Annotated in this window: 25 protein-coding genes; 16 read left to right on the top strand and 9 right to left on the bottom strand. The window is 51.1% G+C overall.

From position 1 onward, the window contains the following. Nucleotides 1-9: 9 nt before the first annotated feature. The 7 genes from ugpC (PMI41_RS14640) to PMI41_RS14610 form a co-directional block, all read right to left on the bottom strand. Nucleotides 10-1,104, bottom strand: coding sequence for a sn-glycerol-3-phosphate ABC transporter ATP-binding protein UgpC (ugpC, locus tag PMI41_RS14640; RefSeq protein ID WP_008126093.1), 1,095 nt, complete (start codon nucleotides 1,102-1,104; stop codon nucleotides 10-12). Between the two features lie 19 nt (nucleotides 1,105-1,123). Beyond that, nucleotides 1,124-1,948 (bottom strand): carbohydrate ABC transporter permease, encoded by an 825-nt coding sequence (locus tag PMI41_RS14635; protein ID WP_008126090.1) that lies wholly within the window; start codon nucleotides 1,946-1,948, stop codon nucleotides 1,124-1,126. A 7-nt stretch (nucleotides 1,949-1,955) separates the two neighbouring features. Further along, nucleotides 1,956-2,882, bottom strand: coding sequence for a sugar ABC transporter permease (locus PMI41_RS14630; RefSeq protein WP_008126088.1), 927 nt, complete (start codon nucleotides 2,880-2,882; stop codon nucleotides 1,956-1,958). Nucleotides 2,883-2,887: 5 nt separating this feature from the next. Next, nucleotides 2,888-4,216 (bottom strand): sugar ABC transporter substrate-binding protein, encoded by a 1,329-nt coding sequence (locus PMI41_RS14625; RefSeq protein WP_008126086.1) that lies wholly within the window; start codon nucleotides 4,214-4,216, stop codon nucleotides 2,888-2,890. A gap of 56 nt (nucleotides 4,217-4,272) precedes the next feature. Next, nucleotides 4,273-4,932 carry a GntR family transcriptional regulator gene (locus PMI41_RS14620; RefSeq protein WP_008126084.1) on the bottom strand — a complete coding sequence of 220 codons (660 nt, stop codon included), beginning with the start codon at nucleotides 4,930-4,932 and terminating at the stop codon, nucleotides 4,273-4,275. An 18-nt stretch (nucleotides 4,933-4,950) separates the two neighbouring features. After that, nucleotides 4,951-5,841: a dihydrodipicolinate synthase family protein gene (locus tag PMI41_RS14615; protein WP_008126082.1), complete on the bottom strand. Its 891-nt coding sequence runs from the start codon at nucleotides 5,839-5,841 to the stop codon at nucleotides 4,951-4,953. 93 nt (nucleotides 5,842-5,934) lie between these two features. Further along, on the bottom strand, nucleotides 5,935-6,849 hold the full coding sequence (locus PMI41_RS14610) for a PfkB family carbohydrate kinase (protein ID WP_008126081.1): 915 nt from the start codon (nucleotides 6,847-6,849) through the stop codon (nucleotides 5,935-5,937). A 156-nt stretch (nucleotides 6,850-7,005) separates the two neighbouring features. Between PMI41_RS14610 and PMI41_RS14605 the strand changes: the two genes are divergently transcribed. Together PMI41_RS14605 and PMI41_RS14600 are read left to right on the top strand one after the other, a co-directional pair. Beyond that, nucleotides 7,006-8,163, top strand: coding sequence for a CaiB/BaiF CoA-transferase family protein (locus tag PMI41_RS14605; RefSeq protein WP_008126080.1), 1,158 nt, complete (start codon nucleotides 7,006-7,008; stop codon nucleotides 8,161-8,163). Further along, nucleotides 8,160-9,296, top strand: a complete 1,137-nt coding sequence (locus PMI41_RS14600; RefSeq protein WP_008126077.1) for an extracellular solute-binding protein — start codon at nucleotides 8,160-8,162, stop codon at nucleotides 9,294-9,296. Before PMI41_RS14605 ends, PMI41_RS14600 begins: the two co-directional genes overlap by 4 nt. A gap of 5 nt (nucleotides 9,297-9,301) precedes the next feature. Here PMI41_RS14600 and PMI41_RS14595 read toward each other — a convergent pair whose 3' ends face one another. After that, the gene (locus PMI41_RS14595; RefSeq protein ID WP_008126075.1) at nucleotides 9,302-10,078 is read right to left on the bottom strand and encodes an IclR family transcriptional regulator; all 777 of its coding nucleotides are present in this window, start codon (nucleotides 10,076-10,078) and stop codon (nucleotides 9,302-9,304) included. A 223-nt stretch (nucleotides 10,079-10,301) separates the two neighbouring features. Here PMI41_RS14595 and PMI41_RS14590 point away from each other — a divergent pair, with 223 nt between their 5' ends. The 7 genes from PMI41_RS14590 to PMI41_RS14560 all read left to right on the top strand — a co-directional run bounded on the left by PMI41_RS14590 (nucleotide 10,302) and on the right by PMI41_RS14560 (nucleotide 16,352). Then, nucleotides 10,302-11,555: a sugar ABC transporter substrate-binding protein gene (locus tag PMI41_RS14590; protein WP_244423954.1), complete on the top strand. Its 1,254-nt coding sequence runs from the start codon at nucleotides 10,302-10,304 to the stop codon at nucleotides 11,553-11,555. Nucleotides 11,556-11,618: 63 nt separating this feature from the next. Continuing rightward, entirely contained in the window at nucleotides 11,619-12,515 is an 897-nt protein-coding gene (locus PMI41_RS14585; protein WP_008126072.1) for a sugar ABC transporter permease, read from the top strand. 1 nt (nucleotide 12,516) lies between these two features. Beyond that, nucleotides 12,517-13,383 carry a carbohydrate ABC transporter permease gene (locus tag PMI41_RS14580; protein ID WP_008126071.1) on the top strand — a complete coding sequence of 289 codons (867 nt, stop codon included), beginning with the start codon at nucleotides 12,517-12,519 and terminating at the stop codon, nucleotides 13,381-13,383. Nucleotides 13,384-13,385: 2 nt separating this feature from the next. Then, nucleotides 13,386-14,483: a sn-glycerol-3-phosphate ABC transporter ATP-binding protein UgpC gene (ugpC, locus tag PMI41_RS14575; protein ID WP_008126069.1), complete on the top strand. Its 1,098-nt coding sequence runs from the start codon at nucleotides 13,386-13,388 to the stop codon at nucleotides 14,481-14,483. A gap of 12 nt (nucleotides 14,484-14,495) precedes the next feature. After that, nucleotides 14,496-14,825: an L-rhamnose mutarotase gene (locus tag PMI41_RS14570; protein ID WP_008126067.1), complete on the top strand. Its 330-nt coding sequence runs from the start codon at nucleotides 14,496-14,498 to the stop codon at nucleotides 14,823-14,825. Further along, nucleotides 14,818-15,897 (top strand): Gfo/Idh/MocA family oxidoreductase, encoded by a 1,080-nt coding sequence (locus PMI41_RS14565; RefSeq protein ID WP_008126065.1) that lies wholly within the window; start codon nucleotides 14,818-14,820, stop codon nucleotides 15,895-15,897. Before PMI41_RS14570 ends, PMI41_RS14565 begins: the two co-directional genes overlap by 8 nt. Next, nucleotides 15,897-16,352 (top strand): MaoC/PaaZ C-terminal domain-containing protein, encoded by a 456-nt coding sequence (locus tag PMI41_RS14560; RefSeq protein WP_008126063.1) that lies wholly within the window; start codon nucleotides 15,897-15,899, stop codon nucleotides 16,350-16,352. Before PMI41_RS14565 ends, PMI41_RS14560 begins: the two co-directional genes overlap by 1 nt. Here the strand turns inward: PMI41_RS14560 and PMI41_RS14555 are convergent. Beyond that, entirely contained in the window at nucleotides 16,349-17,242 is an 894-nt protein-coding gene (locus tag PMI41_RS14555; protein WP_052025904.1) for a LysR family transcriptional regulator, read from the bottom strand. The genes PMI41_RS14560 and PMI41_RS14555 overlap by 4 nt on opposite strands. Nucleotides 17,243-17,482: 240 nt before the next feature. Between PMI41_RS14555 and PMI41_RS14550 the strand changes: the two genes are divergently transcribed. The 7 genes from PMI41_RS14550 (at nucleotide 17,483) to PMI41_RS14520 (ending at nucleotide 25,513) form a co-directional block, all read left to right on the top strand. Further along, a complete protein-coding gene (locus tag PMI41_RS14550) occupies nucleotides 17,483-18,283 on the top strand; it encodes an ABC transporter ATP-binding protein (RefSeq protein ID WP_008126060.1) in 801 nt (266 codons plus the stop codon). Continuing rightward, nucleotides 18,273-20,231 carry an AMP-binding protein gene (locus PMI41_RS14545; protein WP_008126058.1) on the top strand — a complete coding sequence of 653 codons (1,959 nt, stop codon included), beginning with the start codon at nucleotides 18,273-18,275 and terminating at the stop codon, nucleotides 20,229-20,231. The genes PMI41_RS14550 and PMI41_RS14545 overlap by 11 nt, the downstream gene beginning before the upstream one ends. A 4-nt stretch (nucleotides 20,232-20,235) precedes the next feature. Further along, nucleotides 20,236-21,114: a branched-chain amino acid ABC transporter permease gene (locus PMI41_RS14540; protein WP_008126056.1), complete on the top strand. Its 879-nt coding sequence runs from the start codon at nucleotides 20,236-20,238 to the stop codon at nucleotides 21,112-21,114. Between the two features lies 1 nt (nucleotide 21,115). Further along, a complete protein-coding gene (locus PMI41_RS14535) occupies nucleotides 21,116-22,189 on the top strand; it encodes a branched-chain amino acid ABC transporter permease (RefSeq protein WP_008126053.1) in 1,074 nt (357 codons plus the stop codon). A gap of 38 nt (nucleotides 22,190-22,227) precedes the next feature. Then, complete coding sequence (locus PMI41_RS14530; protein WP_008126051.1) at nucleotides 22,228-23,469, top strand: ABC transporter substrate-binding protein; 1,242 nt, start codon at nucleotides 22,228-22,230, stop codon at nucleotides 23,467-23,469. 2 nt (nucleotides 23,470-23,471) lie between these two features. Further along, nucleotides 23,472-24,263, top strand: a complete 792-nt coding sequence (locus PMI41_RS14525) for an ABC transporter ATP-binding protein (RefSeq protein ID WP_008126049.1) — start codon at nucleotides 23,472-23,474, stop codon at nucleotides 24,261-24,263. A 98-nt stretch (nucleotides 24,264-24,361) separates the two neighbouring features. Further along, nucleotides 24,362-25,513 carry an AMP-binding protein gene (locus tag PMI41_RS14520; RefSeq protein ID WP_348225803.1) on the top strand — a complete coding sequence of 384 codons (1,152 nt, stop codon included), beginning with the start codon at nucleotides 24,362-24,364 and terminating at the stop codon, nucleotides 25,511-25,513. Nucleotides 25,514-25,764 lie beyond the last annotated feature (251 nt).

The following is a 25,764-nucleotide window of genomic DNA, read 5'->3' as shown; positions in this document are numbered from 1 at the left end:
GTCGCTCCGTCAGGCCGCCACAACGGCGGCCTGATCAGTTTTACGGTTATTGCCAATGCGTGCACCGCCGTTGGAATCGAACAAATGGCTGACTGCAGGATCGATAGACACTTGGATTTTGTCACCGGGCCTGATCGACAGCCTTTCTCGGAAAAGACATGAGATCTCCTGACCACCAATCTTTCCTACAACCATAATCTCTGAGCCAGTCGGCTCAACCACCTCAACGTCAATCTTGATACCCTGGTCAGCTATCTTCATATGCTCGGGCCGGATGCCGTAGATTGCTGAAGCTTCAAGACCAGACGATGCATCATGCGGCAAAGGTAAACTGACGCCATCTGATGTCATGAAAACACCTGCCTTGATCTTACCTTCGAGGAAGTTCATGGCGGGCGAGCCTATGAAGCCTGCCACAAAAGTATTTGCGGGATAATCGTACAGATCAAGAGGCGTTCCCACCTGCTCAACAAGACCATCCTTCATGACCACAATCTTGTCTGCCATTGTCATGGCTTCGATCTGATCATGCGTGACATAGACAATTGTAGTGCCCAACCGTTGGTGCAACCCCTTTATTTCACTGCGCATCTGCACCCGCAGTTTGGCGTCGAGATTGGACAGGGGTTCGTCAAATAGAAATACTTGCGGATCGCGAACAATTGCACGGCCCATGGCAACGCGTTGGCGCTGGCCACCGGAAAGCTGCCGAGGAAAACGGTCCAACAATTTCTCCAGTCCGAGAATTTCGGCAGCGCGGCCTACCCGATTGACTTTCTCTTCCCTGGGAGCATTTTTGAGCATGAGTGCGAAACCCATATTGTCCGCAACTGTCATATGGGGATAAAGCGCATAGTTCTGAAAGACCATGGCGATATCACGCTCCTTTGCAGGCAGGTCATTGACCACGCGCGATCCAATGGAAATTTCGCCACTGGTTATTTCTTCAAGGCCAGCAATCATGCGCAGCAAAGTTGATTTTCCGCAGCCTGAAGGTCCGACAAGAATTACAAACTCTCCATCGTCGATATCGACAGAGACGCCATGCATGACGTCGACATTGCCATAGGTTTTCTTTACGTCCCTGATGGAAACCGTGGCCATTTGAAACTCCATTTATATGTTAGCCGCCCTTGACGGCACCTGCTGTCAGACCAGCAATAATTTGACGTTGGGCAAAAACCGTCAGCAACAAAACCGGCAATGTCACCACGAATGCAGCTGCTGCAAGCGGCCCCCAGCTAACTTGTTCGAATGACAGCATGTTATAAACGGCCACCGGCAGCGTCCTTGTCTCACGACTGGCGAGCACGATCCCGAAAACAAAATTGTTCCAGGAAAAAATGACTGCCAAAATCAGGGACACCACCACTCCGGGCTTGGCAATGGGCAAGGCAACCATCCGGAATACCTGCCATGATGTGGCGCCATCGATCATGGCAGCCTCTTCAAGTTCCATAGGGGTTGTTTCGAAATAACCGATCATGATCCAGATCACGATTGGCACTGTCACAACCAGATGGATGATGATCTGCGGCCATAGTGTTCCAAGCAAGCCCAATCCTTGGAACAGCAAGAAAAGAGGAATGAGGTAAGAGAGCCCCGGCGTCATACGAGCGATCATAATGACAACTGCCGATTTGTTGGCTCTCAACCGCGCAATGCCATAACCTGCAGGCACGCCGACAAGCAAAGCCAACAACGTAGCCGTGCCAGTTACAAGCAGGCTGTTCCAGAAGTAATGCAGGAAATCATTTGTAGCGAAGATGTCAGAGTAGTTGGACCACGCGAATTGTTCTGGAATGAATATTGGCGGGTAGGCTCCGTTGTCGATTTCATATTTCAGCGACAAGGAAAGCATCCACAGGAAGAAGAAGATTGCCGGAGATACGATCACGAAGACGATGAAGATCGTACCAAGAATTTTCAACGGACTGCGGCGTGCCATCTTTTCCTCAACTATTCCACTTTGTCCGCTGGCGCAGATAGAGCAGCACAAGAGACATGGTAATGATCACAATGAAGAAAACGACGGCTATGGCTGAACCATAGCCAATGTCGTAATAGGCGAAGGCAACATTATAGAGATAAATGTTGATCGTCTCGGATGCGGTGCCCGGCCCGCCTTGTGTCATGGCAAAAATAATATCGAAACTTTTCAAAGCATCTATGGACCGAATGATTACGGCGACCATCATGAATGGGAGGATCATTGGCAGAGTAATGTAGCGGAATTTCTGCCAGCCATTGGCACCGTCGATCTCGGCGCTTTCAAACGGATCGCGCGGCATAGCTGCAAGCCCGCCAAGAACAATAAGCATAACCAACGGTGTCCACTGCCAGGTTTCAACCAGCACAAGTGACGGTATCACCGTATTCTGGTTGAATATCCATTCCTGAGGCCCAATTCCTACAAGGGATAGAAGGTAGTTCAACACCCCAAGTTGAGGGTGGTACATCATCGTCCAAACCAGTGCGACAGCCACCGGCGTCGCCATCATGGGCATAACAAATATGCCGCGCAGCAGACCACGTAGCGGAAGCTTGCTATCGAAAACCAGTGCGGCGATCGTCCCCAGGAAGAGCGGCGCCACAACTGATAAGACCGTGTAGAGCACAGTATGGCCCATCGACTGCCAAAACCGCGCATCTCCGGCAAGGCGAGCAAAGTTTGCCATACCGACAAAACTTTGCTCACCGCCTAAATGCCATTCATTGACGCTCATCCATAGAGTAAAAGCCCAGGGAAATATGATGACTGCCCCGACTATGACCAAAGCCGGTATAACAAAAGGCCAGTAACTCGGCGTCAACCGGGTTTTTCCAGCCCCGCGCCTTATCTTCGGCTTGGTTGTGTTGTTTATCGGGGCAGCAACACTCATTCAGCTCAACCTTCACTTCGGGCGAGTACAGGTTCGAACTCTTCCGTGGCTCGTTTCATTTCTGCTGCGGGGTCAGCGCCACCAATAATATTGGTGAGACCAACGCCCATGACGTCGCGGAACTCCGTCACAGGAACAATAACAGGCAGGCAGAGTTGGCTGACCTTGGCCGATTCAGACAATACCTTTGCCCATTCCTGAGGCATGGTAACGCCTTTAAGAACCTCCGGATCATTGAGGATAGAATTGCGGAAAGGCACGCCCGACCCGGATTGCAACAGGCGCGCTCCCATTTCCTTCGATATTGCCCACTGGCAATAAAGATAGGCGGCTTCCTTGTTGGCTGAACCTTCCGTCACGCCTATGCCATCTCCAAATGTCGGTGCAGCCTGTGCAGCAGGACCTTTTGGCATAACGCCGTATCCAACTTTGCCAACCACTCGAGATTTTTTTGGATCCTCAAGTGGTGGCGCAAAACCAATTCCGTCAAGCCACATGGCAACTTTACCCTGAAGGAAGCTCGACTGGCATTCGGCCCAGTTGAATCCGGTTACACCGGGAGGCGCAGATTTTGTCATCAGGCGCTGATAGAGCGTTGCCGCATCGATGGATTCCTGTGTAGCTGTTTCCAGCTTTCCGTCTTCGACGGTGCTTTTGCCATAGCCAAGCATGAGGCTAGCCCAGACAGGAGTATTGGCATTCTTCATTCCGCGCGCAACAAAACCGTATACGCCATTATCGCGATCGGTAAGTTTTTCAGCTGCCGCAGCCAACTCTTCAAATGTTGTCGGATACTCAACCCCTTTGGCAGCAAAAAGCTCTTTGTTCCAATAGATGATCCAATAGTCTACGGAGAAAGGAAGTCCGCCGAAACGACCATTCTTGTCCTTGGCAAATGCAAGGCCGGCTTCAGCAAAGTCGCTTTCCGTTAGCGATGGATCGGTGAGACTTGTATCCTTCAGAAAAGGTGTAAGATCAGCAAGCCAACCACCCTTCTCAAACTGCCGTTTCTGCACATGATAGCTGATGTGAATCACGTCGAAACTGGGTTTTCCAGAAGTCAGTTCGATAACCGCTTTTTGACGCTGCTGCTGTTCTGGAGTTTGCTCGGAATTGACTTTTATCCCGGTCAATTCTTCAAATTCTTTCTGATATTTTTGCAGAATATCGCCGCGCGGACTCTTGATAAGATTAACTTCAAGCGTTGTGCCTGCGTACTTTTTCCAATCAACATTGGCAAAAGCGGGCTTCAAGCCGGTGAAACTTGCAGCGCCCAGTGCAGCTGAACCTGCAAGAAACTGGCGGCGTGTCGGTTTGTTAAAATTCATGCTCATGATTTCCTCCCTTTTTTATGTTTCCGGAATTTGCAACTCCCATTGCAAAGCCGGTTTTAGATTTTCAGAGCCAGATTCCTTGCATTATTGATATGCACCGCAATTGCGTCCATTGCGGTTTGCGGCTCGCGTGTCTCGATAGCTGCAAGCACTGCAAGATGCTCACGCATCACCGGTATGACGCGCCCCGTAATACGAAAGCGCTCCTGATTGATCAGGCGCATCTTTATCGCGTTGATCCTGTAAGCGCGCCCGATAATGCCATTTCCCAAAGAGTCAATTATTGTCTCATGCAGGTTCCAATCTATTGCCTGCGCCTTCAATTCGAGTTCCGGTGTCTCTTGTCCTTGCAAAGCTTCCTCAAGTGTATCCTCGTGTTCTTTCCTCAAACGCGCCAGCAGCTCATCCGAGGCTGTTACCGCAAAAATGGCAACGGCTTCTTTTTCCATGAAAAGACGAAACTGAAACGCCTCGCGTATGAGATTCAGATCAATATGGGCAATCTGAATACCCCGTTGAGGGATAGTCTTGACCAGTCCTTCCGCTTCGAGGCGAGGAACCAGTTCCCGGATAGCGCCCAAGGGCATGCCGGTCATCGCAACAAGCTGCCTTTGCGACACGAACTGCCCGGGACTGATGTCGCGCGCCAGCAGATGCTCTGTAAAGCTTACATAAGCTTTCTCACGCAATCTTACGGGCTCGTCGCCATCATCCATCACGGTTACCTTTCGTTGTCAGGCTGCAGCAGATTTGAACAGCCGATCCAATGTCATGATCAAACGTCCATAATCTGAGTCGGACAAACTACGAAGCGGCGCACGGGCTCTACGCCAGCCCTCAACGCCGCTATTGTGCGCAATCAGCGCCTTGACGGCCGGAATAACCGGAAATGCCGTAATTTGATTTACAGCTTCAACCACATCGGCGTCGTCCCGCCCCTCAATGGCCATTGGCAGAAGCCGGTGGGCATAAACATTGGCAAGGCCGGAGATAGCACCCTGCCCCCCTAGACGAACGCCAGCGGCCAGACCTCTCTCATCGCCAATCAAAATCGCCAGATCATTGTGTTCAGCCAGAAGAGATTCAGTGAATGGCCAGTTGCCTGAGGAATCTTTGACACCTGCAATCACTTCCGGAAAAGCTTCTCGCAAACGAGAGACAAGATTGACCGAAATCTCCACAGCCGTAACGGATGGGATATTATAAAGGATAACGTCCCGTACCGAACTGCCCATCTCAGCAAAAACCGATGAGAACCAATCAAAGAGGCCATCATCACTGAGATTCTTGAAATAGGATGGCGGAGCCAGCAAGATATTGCGGCAACCCGCATCAAGTGCCTCACGAGATTGCAGCGCCGCATCGATGTACGAGTTGGCCATAACACCGACAACGATGCGCTCGGGCGCTATGCCAGCATCGAGAAATGCCTTCAACAATAACGATCTTTCAGCATTGCTTATGGAAGAACCCTCGCCGGTAGTACCAAACAATGTGACGCTGCTGCATCCGTTTCGAAGACAACTCTTCGCGTGATCAACAGCGGTTACGGTATCGATTCCCATATCGACATTGAATGGCGTGGCCAATGCGGCTGAAAGACCAAAGTGATCCAGTTTAGGCAAACTCATTCTCCTTCAAGCAGGAGTAAATACATACTGACATGTTAGTTGTTAGTCAATGGGTAGTCACAGAAATTTCGTCATACTTTTAAAGCGTCAGATACGAGCGGAAAGAAAAGCCTGAACTTCTGCCGCGGAGGGCGCACCACGCCGACCACCAAAATGCATACATTTGATAGCCGCTGCAGCACTTGCAAAGCGCATAATGGCATCGACCTGCCAACCTTGCGCCACTCCCCAAGCGAAGGCCCCGTGAAAAACGTCACCTGCTGCCAACGTGTCAACAGCCCGCACGTTAAATGCAGGCATATGGCAAACCGTGCCGGTTGCATTATCGTACCAGAATGAACCCTTATCGCCGGCAGTAACTGCAACAAAAGATTCATCGCGACCATAGCAGGCTGCAAGTGCCACTACCGCATTTTCTGGATTATGCTCGCCAGTGACTTTTTCCGCCGCTGGTTCTGACGCCACAATATGAGTTGCAAGCGGCAGAAGCAGCTCCAACGTTTCCAGCGGCGCGGTATCTGCATCGAGGATGGCAGGAATTTCGGCTGATTTGGCAGCGGCAAGTGCCATTGCGGCAGCGCCCGGCCAACGTACATCGGTCATGATGACATCAAACACACCATTCTCAATGTGGGGCATCGCATCTGGGACGGTGAGTAAAGCAGGATCGTAAAACGGCACGATCATCCGCTCTCCAGCTCTATCAACAAAGATCGAGGAGAAAGCCGAGCGAGCGCGCTGCATCCTGCGAACATGGCTGCAGTCCACACCTTCGTCGCTCAGCTCGGCAATGATCCGATCTCCCACCGCATCCCGTCCGGCTGAAGCCCATAACGATACTTCCCCTCCCAGTCGGGCAATGCTTGCAGCAGCGCTTGATGCCATACCAGCGGCGATCTCAACCGCGAGAGTGGGAATATACTTTCCAGGACCGGGCGGTAGCTGCTCGAGTTGAAAAATCGTATCAAGGGTAAGAGCACCAACACATAGTATTCGAGGCATTCTTCATTCACCGTTCAGCTGAGTAACTCGCGCTGCTGATGTGCAAGCGAAAAATTGCTTTCGTCAAGTGAATGGCAAGCTTGCGCCAAATTCTCATATATGAAATATTCTTTTACATAAGAAACCTCATGTCCCCGAATTGTTTCAGGAAACAGTATGACCAAAGACACTCAGCCGCTCGACGGTTTACTTGTTCTCGACATGAGTCAGTTTCTGTCAGGTCCTTACGCTGCTCTGCGGCTCATGGATTTGGGTGCTAGAGTTATTAAGATTGAACGGCCGGATGGCGGTGATCTTTCACGCCGGTTATATCTGAGTGACACTGAAATTGGCGGCGATTCCACGATTTTCCATGCGATCAATCGTGGCAAGGAAAGCCTCTCAATTGATATGAAAAACCCTGCAGATATGGCATCGCTCAAGGCTTTGATCCGCAAGGCAGACGTTGTCATTCAAAATTTCAGACCAGGGGTTATCCAGCGTCTTGGCCTAGCCTACGAGGATGTCGCCAAAATCAATCCGCAGATCGTATATGCCGGGATAAGTGGATACGGCGAAGCAGGACCATGGGTGGCACGCCCTGGCCAGGATTTGCTTGCCCAAGCTCGATCCGGCCTGATGTGGTTGAACGGCGACGAAAATAACGGGCCGGTACCATTCGGCTTGGCCGTCGCAGATATGCTCGCGGGTGCCGCGCTGGTTCAAGGTATCCTTGCAGCACTGGTGCGTCGCGGTATTAACGGCAAGGGTAGCCATGTAGAAACCAGCTTGTTGGAGGCTTTGGTTGATTTCCAGTTCGAGGTTCTGACGACCCATTTAAATGATGGCCGGCGCTTGCCTAAGCGATCAAGTTTTCGCAGTGCCCATGCCTATCTTTCTGCTCCTTATGGCGTCTACCCGACAAAGGATGGCTTTATCGCCATCGCAATGACGCCTATTCCTCAACTTGCATCCCTGTTGGAAATTCCAGACCTTGCAGCTTACGCCGATGATAAATCGTCATGGTTTACAGCACGTGACGATATCAAGAAGATTATTGCCAGACACATCGTCGAAGAAACCACCGAGCATTGGTTATCCATACTCGAGCCGGCTGATATTTGGTGCTCATCGGTCCTTAACTGGGAAGAGTTGCTGAACAGTGATGGCTTCAAAGTTCTTGATATGTTGCAGACTGTTACGCGTGAAGATGATGTTTCAATCACAACAACGCGCTCTCCGATCAGGGTGGACGGCAGCCGTCCAACTACAACCCGTGCCGCGCCCAGAATCGGCGAGCACAGCGCCGCAATCCGCAAGGAGTTTGCACTGTGACTGGCTTGTTTTTGAAAGGAATGACATGGCACCACCCGCGCGGCTATGACCCGATGGTTGCGTGTTCAAAAATCTGGCAGGAGCAGACTGGCGTCAGCATCGAATGGGACAAGCGTTCCTTGCAGGATTTCGAAAGCTTCCCGGTTGAAGCACTCGCCAAGGCCTATGACTTGATTGTTATCGATCATCCTCACGTTGGACAAATTACAAAAGAAAACTGCCTGCTGCCATTGGATCGCTCAGATAAAAGCATTGAGTTCGATGCCATTTCAAAGGGTAGCGTTGGCCAGTCCTTTATCAGCTACAACTGGCAAAAGCGTCAGTGGGCTTTTCCGATTGACGCAGCGGCGCAAGTTCAGGCATGGCGGCCCGATCTCCTTGCCAATCCACCTAAAAAATGGAGGGAAGTCATTGAGCTTGCGCGCAAAGGACAGGTGCTACTGCCCCTGCTTCCACCGCATAGTTTGATGACATTCTTTACGCTGACAGGTAATCTTGGCCAGCCTTGCGCCAATGATGACAGCCCTGTTTTGATAGACCCCAATGCTGGCAACGCTGCCTTTGACCTCATGAGAGAAATTGTAGATCTTGTCGATCCGCCTTGCTTTGAAATGGATCCAATCGCGGTCTTGGAGCGACTTGCGAAAACTTCCGCTGAGTGTTGTTCGCCATTTATTTACGGCTACGCAAACTATGCGGTTAAAGGCTTTCGGGAGAATATTGTTGCCTTTGGCGACATTCCCTCCACCAATGGAGTGAACGTCAAGGGATCTGCCCTCGGTGGAACGGGGATTGCCGTATCAGCATTCTCAAAACATCCCGCCGAAGCCACTGATTTTGCCTATTGGATTGCCGGAGGTGAACTGCAAAGCAGCCTCTATGCTACTTCCGGCGGTCAGCCCGGGCATGCCACAGCATGGGAAGACACTCACGTGAACGCAGCGACAACTGACTTCTATCGCGCTACCCGCGCAACGCTGCAGGGAGCATGGCTTCGCCCCCGCCATGATGGTTATATGGGGTTCCAGAAAGCCGCTTCTTATCGCATCAACGATGCTTTAAAGGCGAAGGAAAAGTCCGAGCCTCTCATCGCAGATCTCAACCGGCTTTACCGAGAGAGCTTCGTCGGTTGATGGCGCTATTCCTCTGCTTTTTCGAACCCCGCAAGCGCTGATAGCTGATTGGCCGTCTCCATGAGTAGCGTTATCGTCTGACTGATATCGGGCGCATTAGGGGTCAGCAATGTAATGTAGGGGCATGTCAGGGCGGCAATAACGCGCCCGTCCGCGCCACGCACAGGAGCTGACAGATTGTGCACCCCTGCCGTCTGCATACTGGTCATGATTTCGTAACCCCGAGCCCGAATTAAATCGAGCCTAGCGAGCAGGTCCGCTGATGGCTCTGCTTCCTCAACTGATCGACTATTCTCTGCAATCATGAATTTGCGCTCTTCCGGCGAAGAGAACGCGAGAAGAATGTGACCCGAACCAGTATTATAAAGGCTTATATGAGAACCGATACGTATGGATATTCCCCAATAGTCCGGCGCCTCCTGTTGCGCGATAACGACCACTGAACCGCGATCAAATACCGAGAGTTGGTTTGCTTGCTTTGACTTTTGCGCAAGTTCGCGCATTAGAGGCGTAGCATAAGAAGCAAGCCTGCGCACCGGTGCGTGTAGCTGCGCCAATCCAAAAAGCTTTAGCGTGAGTGAATAGCGATCCCCGTCCAGACGCGTCACATACCCACGTCGGACCAACCGATCCAGCATCCGGTAAAACTCGTTAGGTGTACGTCCCAAAGATTTCGCAATCTCAGTCTGGGTCAAGCCACCATCAATTCCTGCCAACAACTCAAGAATATCAAGCCCTTTATCCAATGCAGGTGCGCGATACCGCTCATCATCGTCTTCCATCCGCTTCTCCCTCAATGTCCGCAATGATGAATTGCTGATTCAGATATTCCCTTTTGTATGTTGACACCCCTCCCCGTCAATGTTTGTATATGAATTGATATCTTATATATGAGATAAGATGAATCGGGCGCTAAACCGCCTGTCGAACTGGGAGGTTCCTTTGATGAAACTGGTCACCGGCGTCTCAGCCGGAATAATCGCTTTGATACTACCTGCTGCAACCATGGCTGTAGAATTACCCGGCAAGTTTGATGGCGTGACTATTGATGCCAAACTCATCGGCGGACAGCAGTATGAAAAGCTTTATGAGCGTATCGGTGAATGGGAGAAACTGACCGGTGCAAAGGTCAACGTACTATCCAAGAAAAACCACTTCGAGCTTGATAAGGAAATCAAATCTGACATAGCCACAGGAAGCATCTCCTGGTGCGTCGGATCAAACCATTCGTCGTTCGCTCCACAGTACCCCGATATCTATACGGATTTGACGCCTCTGGTTCCTGCCGAGGAACTCGCAGCTTTTGTTCCATCATTGATCAAGGCATCGACACTGGATGGCAAGCTGGTGATGTTGCCGCGTGCTCAGTTCGACGTTTCAGCTCTCTATTATCAGAAAAGCTTGTATCAGGACGAAACCAGAAAGACCGCATTCAAAGCAAAATATGGCTATGATCTTACGCCCCCTGATACATGGGCCCAAGTGACCGACCAGGCAGAATTCTTTGCCGATCCACCCAATTTTTACGGCACACAATTTGCAGGCAAGGAAGAGGCTATCAATGGCCGCTTCTACGAGATGCTGATCGCAGAGGGTGGTGAATATATCGATGCAGATGGCAAACCGGCATTCAACTCTGAAGCGGGCATTCGTGCGCTCGACTGGTTCGTGAAACTCTACAAAGATAAAGCTGTTCCTGCCGGGACGACCAATTATCTTTGGGACGATCTGGGCCAAGGCTTCGCGTCTGGATCAGTCGCACTCAATCTCGATTGGCCGGGCTGGGCAACTTTCTTCAACGATCCCAAATCATCGAAGGTTGCGGGGAATGTCGGTGTAAAAGTCCAGCCATCTGGTTCATCAGGCAAGCGCACCGGCTGGTCAGGTTTCCATGGATTCTCGGTAACTGAATCCTGCGCGAATAAGGAAGCTGCGGCATCGCTTGTGTGGTGGCTGACCAATGAAGACAGTCAGAAACTGGAATCGGCGGCAGGACCATTACCAAGCCGTTCGGCCGTTTGGGAATATAACATCAACGCTGCAAAAGGTGACGCGTACAAGACCGAAGTCTTGAGCGCATTCCAAGACGCCGCGAAGAATGCTTTCCCCGTCCCCCCGCTTGCCGAATGGATCGAAATTTCCAACTCCGTATATCCCGAACTGCAGGCAGCCATTCTAGGAGACAAGACATCCAAAGAAGCGCTGGACGCAGCGGCGGCCAAGGCAACTGGCATCCTGGAAGACGCCGGCAAGCTTTAAACTCCTGGCGATGCGGCAAAATTCTGCTGCATCGCCGTTACTCCCTTTGCGATCAGGTTTCACATGAAGTTTCTCAAGCTGTCAGCACCGGTTTTGCTTCTGCTTCCGGCCATCATCGTGCTGGCGGCAGTAGTTGGTGTGCCGCTTTTGTTTTCTTTTTACTCGAGCTTCACACCATTTCGTCTGACGAAACCGGAATCGCTTTGGGTATTCATCGGTCTGCGCAACTACATCGCTGTGCTTACCAACTGGGAATTCTGGGTAGCCTTCGGGCGAACGGTGCTCCTGCTTACAATTGCACTCAATGCCGAAATGTTTCTCGGACTGGGCTTGGCAATGCTGGTTAACAAGGCCACTCGAGGCCAGCGTATTCTACGCACGATGATGATGTTTCCGATGATGTTCTCACCAGTTCTGGTTGGGTTTCAATTCAAGTTCCTGTTCAACGACAATATCGGGTTTGTCAATAATGCCTTGCAGTCACTGGGATTAACTGATCGTGCAATACCTTGGCTGATCGACGGAAACCTTGCGTTGTTATCGATAATTATTGCTGAGGTCTGGTCGTCAACTGCCGTGTTTGCGATCCTTATTCTGGCTGGTTTGATGGCGATGCCGAAAGATCCTATCGAGGCTGCAAACGTTGATGGCTGTACTCCCTGGCAGACATTTCGCTATGTCATATGGCCGTACATTATGCCCTTCGCCTTCATCGCCATGACCATTCGTTCGCTGGATGTTGCACGCGCATATGACATTGTAAAAATCATGACTGACGGCGGTCCGGCCAAGCGGACGGAGCTGTTGTGGACGTTGATTGGTCGAACTGCTTACAGCGACGCACGTATGGGTATGGCGAACGCGATGGGCTACATCGCTATCCTGCTGTCGATCCTGTTCACCGTCTATTTCTTTCGCAAACTAGCCGCTGCGCGCCAGCAAATCGGAGCGGAGTGGTAAAATGGATACCAATACACTTCATCGCCTCAAAAAACGTCTATTGAGCGTGGCCCATATTCTGGGCTTGTTCATAGCCATGCTGATCATCTGCCTGCCTGGCTTATGGATCGTTCTCAGTTCGCTGCGACCAACAGTCGAAATCATGGCGAAACCCGCAATCTGGATTCCACAGGATGTTTCACTGGACGCCTATCGTGCCATGTTTTCCGGCGTAGGCGAAGGCGGAATTCCAGTCTGGAACTATTTTCGCAATTCGCTGATTATCTCAATCACATCGACAATCATTGCCGTCGCTATCGGCATGTCCGGGGGCTACGCGTTTGCCCGCTATCGTTTCAAAGCCAAGTCCGCAATCTTTCTCGGCTTCATGTTGACCCGTGCAGTGCCCGGCATTGCGCTTTCGCTTCCATTGTTCATGCTGTTTGCGCGAACCGGTATCATAGACACCCATTTTGCAATGATCCTCACCTATGTTGCACTGAATGTACCCTTCACGATCTGGCTGATTGACGGCTTCTTCCGACAGGTGCCTCGAGATTTAGCAGAAGCCGCACAGATTGATGGATGCACGCGCTGGCAGGCATTCTGGCAGGTTGAATTTCCACTTGCTGGGCCTGGCATTGCTTCAGCAGGCATCTTTGCTTTTCTTACATCCTGGAATGAGTATGCACTTGCCTCGCAGATCACCCGTTCGGTGAATTCCAAGACTCTGCCGGTTGGATTGCTCGACTATACAGCCGAGTTCACCATTGATTGGCGTGGCATGTGTGCGCTTGCCGTCGTTATGATTGTTCCGGCACTTACACTCACATTCATCATTCAAAAACATCTCGTCGGCGGCCTGACCTTTGGCGCGGTGAAAGGGTAATTATGGCACCTGTTACGCTCAAAAAACTCGTCAAACGCTACGGTACACATGAAGTAGTCCATGGCATCGATCTTGAGGTAAAGGATCGCGAATTCATCGCTTTGGTTGGCCCTTCCGGTTGCGGAAAATCGACAACACTTAGAATGATTGCCGGACTTGAGGATATCAGTGACGGTGTCATCGAGATTGCCGGAAAGCCGGTGAACGACCTCCCACCCAGAGCACGCAATATATCCATGGTCTTCCAGTCATATGCACTCTATCCGCACATGACTGTCGGTGAAAACATGGGGTTTTCATTAAAGATCGCGGGTAAAAATCAAGACGAGATAAAGATGCGTGTGGCGGAAGCCGCCTCTATACTGGACCTCACGCCTTATCTTGAGCGTCGCCCCTCTCAACTCTCGGGTGGCCAGCGTCAACGTGTTGCCATGGGCCGTGCAATTGTGCGCAACCCGGATGTCTTCCTGTTTGATGAACCGCTTTCAAATCTTGATGCCAAGCTACGCACGCAAGTGCGTACCGAAATAAAAAAACTACACGCCAAAGTGCAATCTACCATGATCTATGTCACGCATGATCAGGTCGAAGCAATGACGCTTTCCGATCGTATCGTCATCATGCGAGATGGCTATATCGAACAGGTCGGCACTCCGGAAGAGGTTTTCCAGCGACCAGATACGAAGTTCGTCGCAGGATTCATTGGCTCTCCACCAATGAACCTTGATGACGCGACTGTTGATGATGGAAAACTGGTGTTCAAGAGTGGCCAGAGTCTACCCATTCCATCGCAGTTTCGGACCAAGCTGCAGGTAGGGCAAAAGGTTACTTTCGGCATTCGTCCTGACGATATTTACCCTACCGGGCACGGCCTTCATGCAGGAACAGTAGAAAATCTGCATCAAGCTGAGCTACCGGTTGCGATAACCGAACCGCTCGGCAATGAAACATTGGTCTTCATCAAGTTTAATGACCGGGAATGGGTTTCGCGCATGCTCAACCCGAGAAAGCTTGAAACGGGCGAAATCGTGACTCTTAGTTTTGATCTGTCTCGCGCGCATCTGTTCCACGCTGAAACTGGCAAAACGCTGCGTGATTAGGGGAACATAGTTATGCAGCGAATGGGCATGGTAATCGGACTAAAGGCTGAAAAAATAGACGAATACAAGCGGCTACATGCGGCCGTTTGGCCCGAAATTTTGGCACTTATATCAAGCTGCAATATTCGCAACTATTCGATCTATCTGCGTGAGCCAGAGAATCTTCTCTTTGGGTCTTGGGAATATCACGGCAATGATTTCGATGACGATATGGCGAAGATGGCAGCCAATATCGATAACAAGAAATGGTGGGCCGTTTGCATGCCTTGCCAACAACCGCTAGCAACCCGCAAGGAAGGCGAATGGTGGGCGATGATGGATGAGGTATTCCATCATGATTGATTTTGAGCCCACAGCGCTTCGTCAATTCTGGCCAAGACCTGCGGAACCGCGTCCGATCGTTATTTTCGGCGCTGGAAGTATCGTCAATGATGCGCATTTTCCGGCATATCGAAACGGCAGATTTCCAGTCGCCGGATTGTATGACCCGGACCTGGCGAAGGCTCAAAAATTGGCTGATGCGTGGGAGGTAAAGACATTTGCAACGATTGAAGAAGCTGCAGCCGTGCCAGAAGCAATTTTTGACTTGGCCACTCCTCCATCCCAGCACGCCTTCGTCTTAAACGCACTTGCTGACAGCTCTTTCGTTCTGATCCAGAAGCCGATGGGTACCGATCTGAAGCAGGCGACTGATATTCTCCAACTGAGCCGACACAAAAAACTCAATGCCGCCATCAATTTCCAACTGCGCTTTGCGCCAATGATGCTAGCGCTGAAAGATGCGATTGGCAGAGGTTATCTTGGTGATGTGGTCGATTTTGACGCCTGGCTCGCATTGGATACACCTTGGAATCTTTGGCCTTTCCTCAAAGGTTTACCGCGTATCGAAATCGCCATGCACTCCATTCACTATCTCGATTTTATCCGCGATATTCTCGGCAATCCACTCGGTGTTCATGCCAAAACACTTGGGCATCCTTCACACGACGTTGCCCAGACCCGGACAAGCGCCATTCTTGATTACGGTGAAACGACAAGATGCGCGATATCGGTCAATCATGACCACAGATTTGGCCGTAAATATCAGGCTTGCGAGTTCCGTATCTCGGGTACGGAAGGCGCCGCCTATCTCAAACTCGGCGTAAACCTTGATTATCCACGCGGTGAATCTGATATTCTAGAAATTTTTCCAAAGGGTGGGGACAGCTGGATTAATGTACCATTACAAGGGTCATGGTTTCCCGACGCCTTCATGAACAGGATGGCTAATTTACAGCGCTTCGCCAGTGGCGAAGACAGCAAGCTTGAAAGTTCCGTTGAAGATGCTTGGCACACGATGGCTTTGGTCGAAGCCGCCTACGTTTCATCTGCCAATCCAGCCACACCCATTTCTCAAATTTCCCCGAGGTCCTAATGGCTGAGCAAACGCTGTACTTTGATGACTATCAGATAGGTGATGTTCGCGTCACAACCGGACGTACGATTACCGAGACGGATTTTGTCGTTCACGCAGGGCATACAGGTGATTTCTTCCCACATCATATGGATGCGGAATTTGCCAAGTCACTCCCCGGTGGTCAGCGTATTGCACATGGCACCATGGTTTTTTCGATTGGCGTAGGTTTGACCGCATCGCTGATTAATCCAGTGGCCTTTTCCTACGGTTACGACCGGCTTCGTTTTGTCAGGCCAGTCCATATCGGAGATACCATCCGCACACGAGTAACCATCAGCTCCAAAGAGGATGATCCGAAGCGTCCGGATTCCGGCCGTGTCGTCGAGCGGTGCGAGGTTCTCAACCAACATGATGAAGTTGTCCTCGCTGCTGACCACATCCTTATCGTGAAACTAGAAACTGAGAAAATCTAAGGCTGGGTCAGTTCAGCAGCGATCATATCAATAAGTGTCTTACCCAAAGGACCTGGCTGCCGATCAATCGGCCAAACTGCACCAATCGTGCGGGTAGGATTCAACTGGACGTCATCGCTGTGGAGCCTGCAAACACGACCCGCATCCACTTCCTCCTGAAAAAAATCATCTGTCGCGAAGCACCAGCCAAGACCATGACCAACCATATCTCTAATATGTTGCAGATCGTTCGACGTCCAAACATCCGAGCTGAACACACGCCCGCTGCGCTCCATATCCAATCCATAGGAGCCGATATAATAAATTTGCCGTTCGCGTTGAAAGTCCGCCATCACAAGCGGTTGCGTATTTTTTGAGAGAGCATGACTTGACGCTGCTACCGGTCGAAGACTGACCTGATGAAAGGAACGACCCTCCATGTCTAACGGAATAGCAGGCAGGAGAGCGAAACTGAAATCAATCACTCCGGTTCGCAAATCATCCCAAAGGCTGTTCAGTGAGCTCGTAAATATCTGCAGCCGCACCCGTTGATTGATGGCTGCAAAGTCTTGAAGCGCCCGGTACAAAGGGCCAGATGGGAAAAGCACATCGACTGCAATGCGGATGCGGGTTTCTTGTCCCTTTTCGAGTGATGCAGCATGTGTGGTGAATCGCTGTGCCCGCTCTACCACCGATTTGGCTTCTGCGAATAAAGCCCGTCCCTGTTCAGTGAGTTCTGAAACTTTGGTTCCACGCTCCAGCAAAGCAAATCCACAATGCGCTTCCAGCTGAGTAAGGGAATAACTTACTGAAGAAACCGCACGATTTAGGAGCCGGGCGGCAGCAGAAAAACTGCCGGTTTCTGCGACCAGCACAAAAGCCGTCAGATGGTCGACGAGGTTGGGATGCATTCGGATCTTTCGAACAAACTCTTCAACTCTTTTCATATTACCAGAAAGCACAATGCCTGCTAGCTTAATAATACTGACGGAATTATCAGTCCCGCACCGAAGGGTGCTTCGCTAGCTTTTGGGAGGAGGCAAGCGTTTGAGATGTGAACATTCGTTCGTTCGTGGCCAGCAAGAAGGCCAATCAATTTCATCGTTGCTAAAAGCAACCGTTCTCCTGCCCTGTTTTCGTGGATACGGTGCATGATGACGCTGGCGACAAGCTCATCACAGCCAGTCCTTGTGTGCGATAATGTAAGCCGCTGGTTTCAAGGCGTACATGCCCTCAAGAATGTCTCGGTTTCCATCAATTCCGGCGAGATTTTTGGATTAGTTGGTCCTAACGGCTCGGGAAAGACCACCCTTGTCAATGCCGTGACTGGCTTCTATCCGCCACAGGAAGGCAGCATTCATTTCAAAGGCGAAAAGATAAATGGGCTTAAGCCACATCGGATCGCAGAGCGAGGCATAGCCCGGACATTTCAGAATGTCGCTTTGTTCCGGGGCATGAGCGTCCTCGATAACATTCTGCTTGGCCGTCACATTTACATGAATCCAAATCCTTTGGCTTCGCTGTTTTATTGGTGGTGGGCTAAAAAAGAAGAAAACAAGCACCGTCATAAAGTCGAGGAAGTCATTGACCTCCTGCAGCTTGAAAGTGTCCGGGATGAACACGTCGATACAATTCCCCTGGGTCTTCAAAAGCGCGTCGAACTTGCCCGGGCATTATCCGCTGAACCGCAACTACTTGTCCTTGATGAACCCATGGCCGGGATGAACCAGGAGGAAAAGGAGTACATGGTACGTTTCATTCTGGATGCGCAAAAAGCACTTGATCTTTCAGTGCTGATTATCGAGCATCACATGGATGTTGTCACAGCAATCTGCGACCGGATTCTTGTTCTGAACAACGGCTCCAGAATTGCTGAAGGCCCGGCATTGGAAGCGATTGCTGATCCGCAGGTTGTGGAAGCCTATTTGGGGAAAGCGCGCAATGCAGCATGACCCTTTCAAAAATGGCTCAGACACTTTCGTTCACGCGAATTGGCAGGACAATGACCATCTAATAACAGTGTTAGCAAGCAATGCGCGCGAACAGGCGACAGCCATTGCGATGCGAGAGAGAGATCAGGGAATTTGGCAGGAATACAATTGGGCTCAATATTTAGAGCATGTGGTGGGTTTCGCAGCAGGACTTGATGAACATGGCGTAAAACCCGGCGACATTGTTCTGATCCTGGGAGACAACAGGCCAAATCTATATTTCTCGATGCTCGGCACTATTTGCCTGCGCGCGATCCCCTCACCTGCCTATCCTGACACACCACCACAGGAGTTGTTTGATCAATTGCGCCGTGAGCGCGTACGGGTTGCCATAGTGGAGGACCAGGAGCAGGTAGACAAACTGCTGGGACTTCGTGAGACATATCCCGGTTTGGAACTGATCATCTACGACGACCCACGAGGATTGGACGGTACAGCTATCCCGGGCACCGTGTCATTCTCCGCCGTATTGGCTCGAGGGCGAGAGAAACTGAAAGCTGAACCTGATCTGCATAAGGCCCTCATCTCCCGCCCGAATGTGCATGATGTGGCCATCCTGCTTCACTCCTCCGGAACAACAGGCACACCGAAAGGAATTCCGCTAAAACATGGGCACGTTTTGTCGGGCGTTCGAAATGCTGCCGCCGCGGGTTATTTCCACAAGGGCGAAATCCACATGGCCTATCTGCCGATAGCATGGGTCGGCGATTTCACGTTTTCCATTGCTGCCGCACTGGAACTATCTTTCACAATAAATATTCCTGAGGCCCAAGAGACAGCCCTCCATGATCTTCGGGAAATTGCGCCTACTCTTTACTTCTCATCACCAAGAGCATGGTCGGGAATGCTCACTCGCATTCAGGTTGGCATTGCGGAATCCACTCCGTTCAAGCGTTGGCTGTATGAAAGGTGCATTGATTTCGCCGTCAAAGTCGAGCGTGGTCGATTGAAGGGAAAGAAGCCCTCGCTTTATCAGCGTTTTATTTTGAAGTGCGGTGAGTTTCTGATCTACGGTCCTGTAAAGGACCAACTGGGTTTAAGCCGCGTTGAACGCGCCTACACGGCAGGGGAAGCAATTGGAGAGGATGTCTTCCTGTTTTTCCGGGCACTAGGGCTCAATCTGAGGCAGTTCTACGGGCAAACCGAAAATTGTGCGCTTGCGATAGCCCAATCATCAGAGGACGTAAGTCTTACCGGCGTCGGACGCCCTTTTCCCGGTGTTGAAGTGAAGCTCAGTGACAATGGTGAAATCGTTTTGCGCGGAGACAATATCTTCGATGGATACTATAATGATGTAGAAGCGACGGAAAAAACGCTTAAAGACGGCTGGCTTCATACCGGTGATGCTGGACAGATCGAAAAAGATGGGCAGATCGTCGTTCTCGGACGTGTTTCAGAAATCGTTCACACCGCTGCAAATGTCCGTTACATTCCCACCTATATTGAAAACCGCCTGAAGTTCAGCAGGTTTATCAAGGATGTTTGCGTCATTGGCGCTGACAAGGAATATTTGTCGGCCATTCTCTGCATCGATATCGATGCAGTCGGTCAATGGGCGCAAGAAAACGGCACGTCCTACACATCTTACGCGGAGCTTTCGCAAAGCCCTGCAGTTTATGATCTGACCCACAGTCTCATAACTGATCTCAATACGATCTTACCTGCAGGTCAGGCAATCGAGCGGTTTGTCAATCTGCATAAGCAGTTCGACCCGGATGATGGCGAGATGACCCGGACGCGCAAATTACGGCGAGATGTCATTGATCAGCGCTATGCTGCGATTATCGATGCCATTTATGCAGGTAAAGGCAACATAAATTTCGAAGCACCAATCACTTATGAGACTGGTCAAACCGGGGTAATTGCCCGCGCACTGACTATCCGAAGTCTCGTAAAGCGGAGTGATTAAGCTGATGTCCTACTTTATCGAACTTATCATCAATGGCGCGCTTACCGGGCTCATGTACAGTCTCGTGGCAATCGGTTTCGTGCTCATCTATAAATCAGCAGGTGTTCCAAATCTTGCACAGGGCGCCGTTGTGATGACAGCCGCTTATGTAGTTTGGCTTTTGGCCGCACTCGGGCTGCACATTGTTGTCGCCATAATACTCGGGACCGTTCTTATGTTCGGTTTCGGTCTTTTGACCGAGCGGCTTCTGCTCCGCCGAATGGTCGGACAACCGATCATCATGATCGTCATGCTGACACTGGGACTTGAAATCCTGTTGCGTGGCATAGGCCCCGGATTGCTTGGTGCCGCTCCCAAGTCAATTGATCTTGGTATTGGCCTTAGCCCGATCATCATTGGGGATATCTTCATCAATCGCGCATATCTGGTTGGAGGCGTCGTAGCGCTTGCCCTTATTGGTGCCGCTCTTCTTTTCTTCCAGACCCGCCTTGGCATCAAGCTTCGCGCAGTTTCCGACGATCACGTATCGAGTTGGGCAGTCGGTATTTCCGTAGAACGAGCAGTTGGTATCTCATGGGGGATTGCCGGCATGTCGGCCGTTGCCGCTGGTGTTCTTTGGGGCTCGGTGCAAGGCGTAGATTGGACCCTATCGACACTTCTCTTTCCCGCGGTAGCGGTGGCAATTCTTGGAGGTATCGATTCCATTTGGGGCGTGCTTATCGGCGGTCTTCTCGTCGGGATTCTCGGCAGCGTCATACCGGGTTACCTTGATGCCATCGTGGGTGGCGGAACACGTGATGTGGTGACATCCCTCATAATACTCCTGACAATCATGATCCGACCCTATGGAATACTTGGGCGCGAAGATATCGAGAGGATCTGAAATGTTCTATCGTATAGCTGGGGTTTACCACACGCGTTACGACAAGGCTCGAGCCCTTTGGCCTGTTCCAGCGGATCGGTGGCAGATTACAGTGGTTGTCATCTTCGCACTCGCTGCTCCCTTTCTGCTTTCTGATCTTTATCTCGGCAGCTACGCGCTTCCATGGTTGATATGGAGCGCAGCGACCCTCTCTCTCACCTTGCTGATGGGACTAGCCGGGCAATTGCATTTCGGATTTGCCGCCGTCATGGCCATTGGGGCCTACACATCCATTCATCTGGCTCGGTTCGGTGTCCCCTTCGAATTTGCTCTTCTCGGCGCTGGCATCGCGTCCGCTGCAATTGGTGCACTTTTTGGAGCAGCAGCGCTTCGCGTAAAAGGGCTTTACCTCGTCATGGCTACCCTTGCCATGCAGTACTTGGTGGATTGGGTAATCAATAATGTGCCCGCGATTTCCGGGGGCGCTCAAGCCACACTGCGCACACCACCTTCCAGCTTTCTTCTCATCTCACTCGAAAGTCTCGAGGTCCGCTACTACCTGGCGCTGGCATGGGCTGTGCTGCTTGCAATCTTTTTTATGAACGTCAAGCGCACAAGTTTCGGTCGTGCCCTCGTTGCTATCCGCGACAAAGATTTTGCAGCGGCCGTTATTGGCATTGACCCGTTTCGTTACAAACTTCTGGCGTTCTTTACCTCTTCATTCGTAGGAGGTGTAACAGGTGCCTTGCTGGCATTCTGTTACTATCGCGCTGTTACTCCAGAACAATTTGGATTCAACGTATCCATCCAACTGGTAGCAATGGTTCTGGTCGGCGGCTTGGGGTCCATTATTGGCGGGTTTCTCGGAGCAGGCTTCGTACTTCTCATCCCCATAATACTTACCAATCTTGTCTCCGGCCTCGCTGCCTCTGGCTTTTTGACCGTTTCATCCAATCTGCTGGCCCATCTGCCACTGATGATCTACGGCGCCTTGATCATTGGCTTTTTGGTTTTCGAACCATTGGGCCTCGCAAAAATCTACGACAACATACGCAAATATTTTCTCGTATGGCCTTTCCGTCATTCGAGAAGTTGAGGGAACTGAAAAACAAATCACGCAAGCGGAGGAATGTCATGAAGTGGATCATACAACATCTATTTGCCGTCACACTGGTTGGAGCAGCATCTTTCGGCGTTGCAAGCGCACAGGAACAGCCGATAAAATTCGGACTGCTCCAAGATTTCACCGCAGTCTACACGTTCGTCAGTGGCGAATATAATCAAGGACAACGAGACTACCTTACGCTCATCAATCAGGAAGGTGGTGTCGAAGGCCACAAGTTTGAGGCAATAGTACGTGATACAGGCAACCAGCCTCAACGTGGCATCGAGGCCTATAATCGAGCCAAGGAGGAAGGAGCAATCCTGTTTGACTTTCTAAGCACTCCTGTATCGCGTGCTTTGGTTGACAGTGTCCTCAAGGATAAAGTGGTTATGATTACGCCCGTCCACGGACGGGGCGACGCCAGTGATGGCGAAGTCTTCCACTACGTATTTCCAACGATGGCAACATACTGGTCACAAGCAACTGTCCTTGCCAAATATATTGAGGATCACGGAGGTTTGGAGGGCAAACGCATTGCTTTAGTGCATATTGACTCACCTTTTGGCCGGGAACCTCTGCCCGTTTTGCAAGACTTGGCCGCAGAGAAAAAGTTTGAGTTAAAGGCATTTGGCTATCCAAGTCCCGGCAACGAACAATCTGCCGTTTGGAGCGAAGTTCGTCGCTTTCGCCCGGACAGCGTTCTCATTTGGGGCGCTGGCGGTGGTCAACCGGTTTCAGTGCGCGAGGCTATCCGTAACGGCATTCCTGCAGAAAACATCTTTTCCGTTGTCTGGCTTGCAGAGACTGATGCCAAGAATGTCGGTGCAGATATCATGAAGGGCGTGAAGCGCTTCGAAGCTGTATCGACAGGAACTGACACTCCAATCCTGCAACGCATTAAGGCGAAAGTTATCGAACCGGGTCTCGGTGCTGGTGATGCTACCCATGTAGGTACATCCTATTACAACATTGGCGTTGCGACCATGGCCGTTGCGGTAGAGGCGGCACGCAATGCTTTGAAATCAGAAGGTGCGCCACTCACAGGCGAAAAGCTGAAAGCTGGATTTGAACAGATCAAGGATTTCAGTGCCGAAGGACTGATGCCGGCGATCACCATCACGGCAAAGGATCATCAAGGAGGCGGCGCCGGTCGGGTATCTCAATGGAATGGCCAAGCCTGGGAACCGGTTTCAGATTGGGGTTCCGCGTATCAGGAGCTCGTCCAAAAGGAAATCACCAAGGGATCCCAGGCCTTCAAGGAAGGCAAATAGTCGTGACAGGTCTTACGCTCTCCAACGTCGAAGTCATCTACGATAAAGTTTTCCTCGCGATCAAAGGTGTTTCACTGGAGGTTGCGCAGGGCGATGTTGTGGCTCTTCTCGGCGCAAATGGTGCTGGGAAAAGCACGACTTTGAAAACGATCAGTGGGTTGCTTGGACCAGAGCGTGGCCTTGTAACCCGAGGGGAGATTTCATGGGAGGGCAAGAACATTCTTGCCCTTGGCGCTCCAGAGCGCGTCGCCAATGGTCTGGTTCACGTACTGGAGGGACGACGTGTTTTCGGACACCTGACGCCGGATGAAAATCTTGTGGCAGCGTTTCGCACCGGTGGAAGTACGGGCAGGCTGAACGAACTTAAAGAACAAGTCTACACTTACTTCCCCCGCCTCAAGGAACGCTATCGGAGCAAGGCAGGATATCTGTCCGGCGGTGAACAACAGATGCTGGCTATCGGACGGGCGCTGATGACTGAACCTCGACTGATCATGTTGGATGAACCAAGTTTGGGCCTGTCACCGCTTCTGGTCGAAGAGATATTTGCCATCATTCGAGAGATTAATTCATCCCAAGGTACCAGCGTACTGTTGGTTGAGCAAAATGCCGCAGCGGCTCTGGAAATTGTCCGCCACGCATATCTTATCGAGAACGGCCATATCGTCATGAGCGGTAGCGCCGATATCCTCAAACAAAATCCTGACGTGCAGGAATTCTACCTCGGAGGCGCAGGCAAAGTTAATTATCAGGACGTCAAACATTATCGCAGGCGCAAGCGTTGGCTAGCTTGAAATCTACAACCGGAGAAATTTAGATGGCCGACTTCTATGATGCCTTGGAGGGCGCAGAACAAGCTTCGCGTGAAGCGGCACTCTTCGCTGAGCTGAAAGTGTCTCTTGCCCGTGCTTTACAAGAACAGACTTTTTGGGCAAAGCACTTTGCAGAAGTAGACGTATCGATCGTGACCAACCGGGCAAAATTGTCCGAGCTACCGATTTTACGAAAGTCAGCATTGCCATCCCTACAACAGGCGGCCCCTCCGTTTGGTGGCCTCAATGCAAGTTCTCTCGGCGATCTAGCTCGCCTTTTCATATCCCCCGGGCCGATATTCGATCCGGAAGGGCATGGCAGAGATTGGTGGGGTTCTGCGCGGGCCTTATATGCCGCCGGGGTGAGAAAAGGAGATGTTGTTCTCAATACGTTTTCGTACCACCTGACACCCGCCGGTGCAATGTTTGAAAGTGGCGCCCATGCGTTGGGCTGTGCAGTTATTCCTGCTGGCCCGGGAAACACCGCCGATCAACTTATGGCAATTGCCCAGTATCGGCCAAATACCTATGTCGGCACGCCGGACTTCCTGAAAATCCTGCTCGACAAAGCGAGGGAAACTGGTCGCGATACAAGTTTTCTCAGACGGGCGCTTGTATCAGGAGCGGCCCTTCCAACATCACTGCGCGAAGAATTGGAAGAACGAGGAATAACGGTCAGGCAATGTTACGGCACTGCCGATCTTGGCATCATTGCCTATGAGGGTGATTCTCCGGGGATGGTAATTAATGAAGGCATCCTGTTAGAAATTGTGCGTCCTGGCACATGCGAGAGTATCCCCCACGGAGAAGTGGGCGAGATTGTAATTACCCGGGCAAATCGAGATTATCCGCTATTCAGGTTTGCCACAGGCGACCTTTCTTGCATTATCGATGAACCGAGCCCGGATGGGCGCACGAACCTGCGGATTAAAGGCTGGCTTGGTCGCGCGGATCAAACGACTAAAATCAAAGGCATGTTTGTACGGCCCGAACAGATTGATTTGATCAGTAAAAGGATTTCTGCACCAGGTCGGTTGAGATTGATTGTTACCCGGGCAAATGAACAGGATTCTATGACTTTAATGGTCGAGCAGACCCACGCCGACAACACTGATTCCATTGCGAACGCACTTTTTGACGCAACAAAGCTAAGGGGCAAGGTACAAATCGTACCACCCGGCACCTTGCCAAATGATGGAAAGGTGATTTCAGACGAAAGAAAATATGAGTAAACGTTGAGCGTTGCTGAGCAGCAACGGAATAGAATACAAATCTACTTCCCACAATAAATTGCAATAATCCCTCTCGTCATAAACCTGTTGTGAGGCTAAGGTAGAGCCAAGCCAGAACTGCACGGGGAACGCAGAATGGAAAATGCGAGCAATATCTCGGAATATGAAGACCTGAATGAGGATGATGAATCCGCTTGGTCTTGCAACTCCTGCCCAATCAGATATCTGACGGTCTTGGGTGTCGGTGTTGC

This window comes from Phyllobacterium sp. YR531 (assembly GCF_000282595.1).
Taxonomy (GTDB): domain Bacteria; phylum Pseudomonadota; class Alphaproteobacteria; order Rhizobiales; family Rhizobiaceae; genus Phyllobacterium.
Note: the sequence above shows the minus strand (reverse complement) of the source record. Positions and strands in the feature narration are given on the sequence as shown.

Excerpts from the sequence above, each read along its gene's own strand:
- ugpC (WP_008126093.1), bottom strand. The coding sequence starts at position 1,104 with ATGGCCACGGTTTCCATCAGGGACGTAAAGAAAACCTATGGCAATGTC.
- PMI41_RS14635 (WP_008126090.1), bottom strand. The coding sequence starts at position 1,948 with ATGGCACGCCGCAGTCCGTTGAAAATTCTTGGTACGATCTTCATCGTC.
- PMI41_RS14630 (WP_008126088.1), bottom strand. The coding sequence starts at position 2,882 with ATGAGTGTTGCTGCCCCGATAAACAACACAACCAAGCCGAAGATAAGG.
- PMI41_RS14625 (WP_008126086.1), bottom strand. The coding sequence starts at position 4,216 with ATGAGCATGAATTTTAACAAACCGACACGCCGCCAGTTTCTTGCAGGT.
- PMI41_RS14620 (WP_008126084.1), bottom strand. The coding sequence starts at position 4,932 with ATGGATGATGGCGACGAGCCCGTAAGATTGCGTGAGAAAGCTTATGTA.
- PMI41_RS14610 (WP_008126081.1), bottom strand. The coding sequence starts at position 6,849 with ATGCCTCGAATACTATGTGTTGGTGCTCTTACCCTTGATACGATTTTT.
- PMI41_RS14605 (WP_008126080.1), top strand. The coding sequence starts at position 7,006 with ATGACCAAAGACACTCAGCCGCTCGACGGTTTACTTGTTCTCGACATG.
- PMI41_RS14595 (WP_008126075.1), bottom strand. The coding sequence starts at position 10,078 with ATGGAAGACGATGATGAGCGGTATCGCGCACCTGCATTGGATAAAGGG.
- PMI41_RS14590 (WP_244423954.1), top strand. The coding sequence starts at position 10,302 with ATGGCTGTAGAATTACCCGGCAAGTTTGATGGCGTGACTATTGATGCC.
- PMI41_RS14585 (WP_008126072.1), top strand. The coding sequence starts at position 11,619 with ATGAAGTTTCTCAAGCTGTCAGCACCGGTTTTGCTTCTGCTTCCGGCC.
- PMI41_RS14580 (WP_008126071.1), top strand. The coding sequence starts at position 12,517 with ATGGATACCAATACACTTCATCGCCTCAAAAAACGTCTATTGAGCGTG.
- ugpC (WP_008126069.1), top strand. The coding sequence starts at position 13,386 with ATGGCACCTGTTACGCTCAAAAAACTCGTCAAACGCTACGGTACACAT.
- PMI41_RS14570 (WP_008126067.1), top strand. The coding sequence starts at position 14,496 with ATGCAGCGAATGGGCATGGTAATCGGACTAAAGGCTGAAAAAATAGAC.
- PMI41_RS14565 (WP_008126065.1), top strand. The coding sequence starts at position 14,818 with ATGATTGATTTTGAGCCCACAGCGCTTCGTCAATTCTGGCCAAGACCT.
- PMI41_RS14560 (WP_008126063.1), top strand. The coding sequence starts at position 15,897 with ATGGCTGAGCAAACGCTGTACTTTGATGACTATCAGATAGGTGATGTT.
- PMI41_RS14555 (WP_052025904.1), bottom strand. The coding sequence starts at position 17,242 with ATGCATCCCAACCTCGTCGACCATCTGACGGCTTTTGTGCTGGTCGCA.
- PMI41_RS14550 (WP_008126060.1), top strand. The coding sequence starts at position 17,483 with ATGATGACGCTGGCGACAAGCTCATCACAGCCAGTCCTTGTGTGCGAT.
- PMI41_RS14545 (WP_008126058.1), top strand. The coding sequence starts at position 18,273 with ATGCAGCATGACCCTTTCAAAAATGGCTCAGACACTTTCGTTCACGCG.
- PMI41_RS14540 (WP_008126056.1), top strand. The coding sequence starts at position 20,236 with ATGTCCTACTTTATCGAACTTATCATCAATGGCGCGCTTACCGGGCTC.
- PMI41_RS14535 (WP_008126053.1), top strand. The coding sequence starts at position 21,116 with ATGTTCTATCGTATAGCTGGGGTTTACCACACGCGTTACGACAAGGCT.
- PMI41_RS14530 (WP_008126051.1), top strand. The coding sequence starts at position 22,228 with ATGAAGTGGATCATACAACATCTATTTGCCGTCACACTGGTTGGAGCA.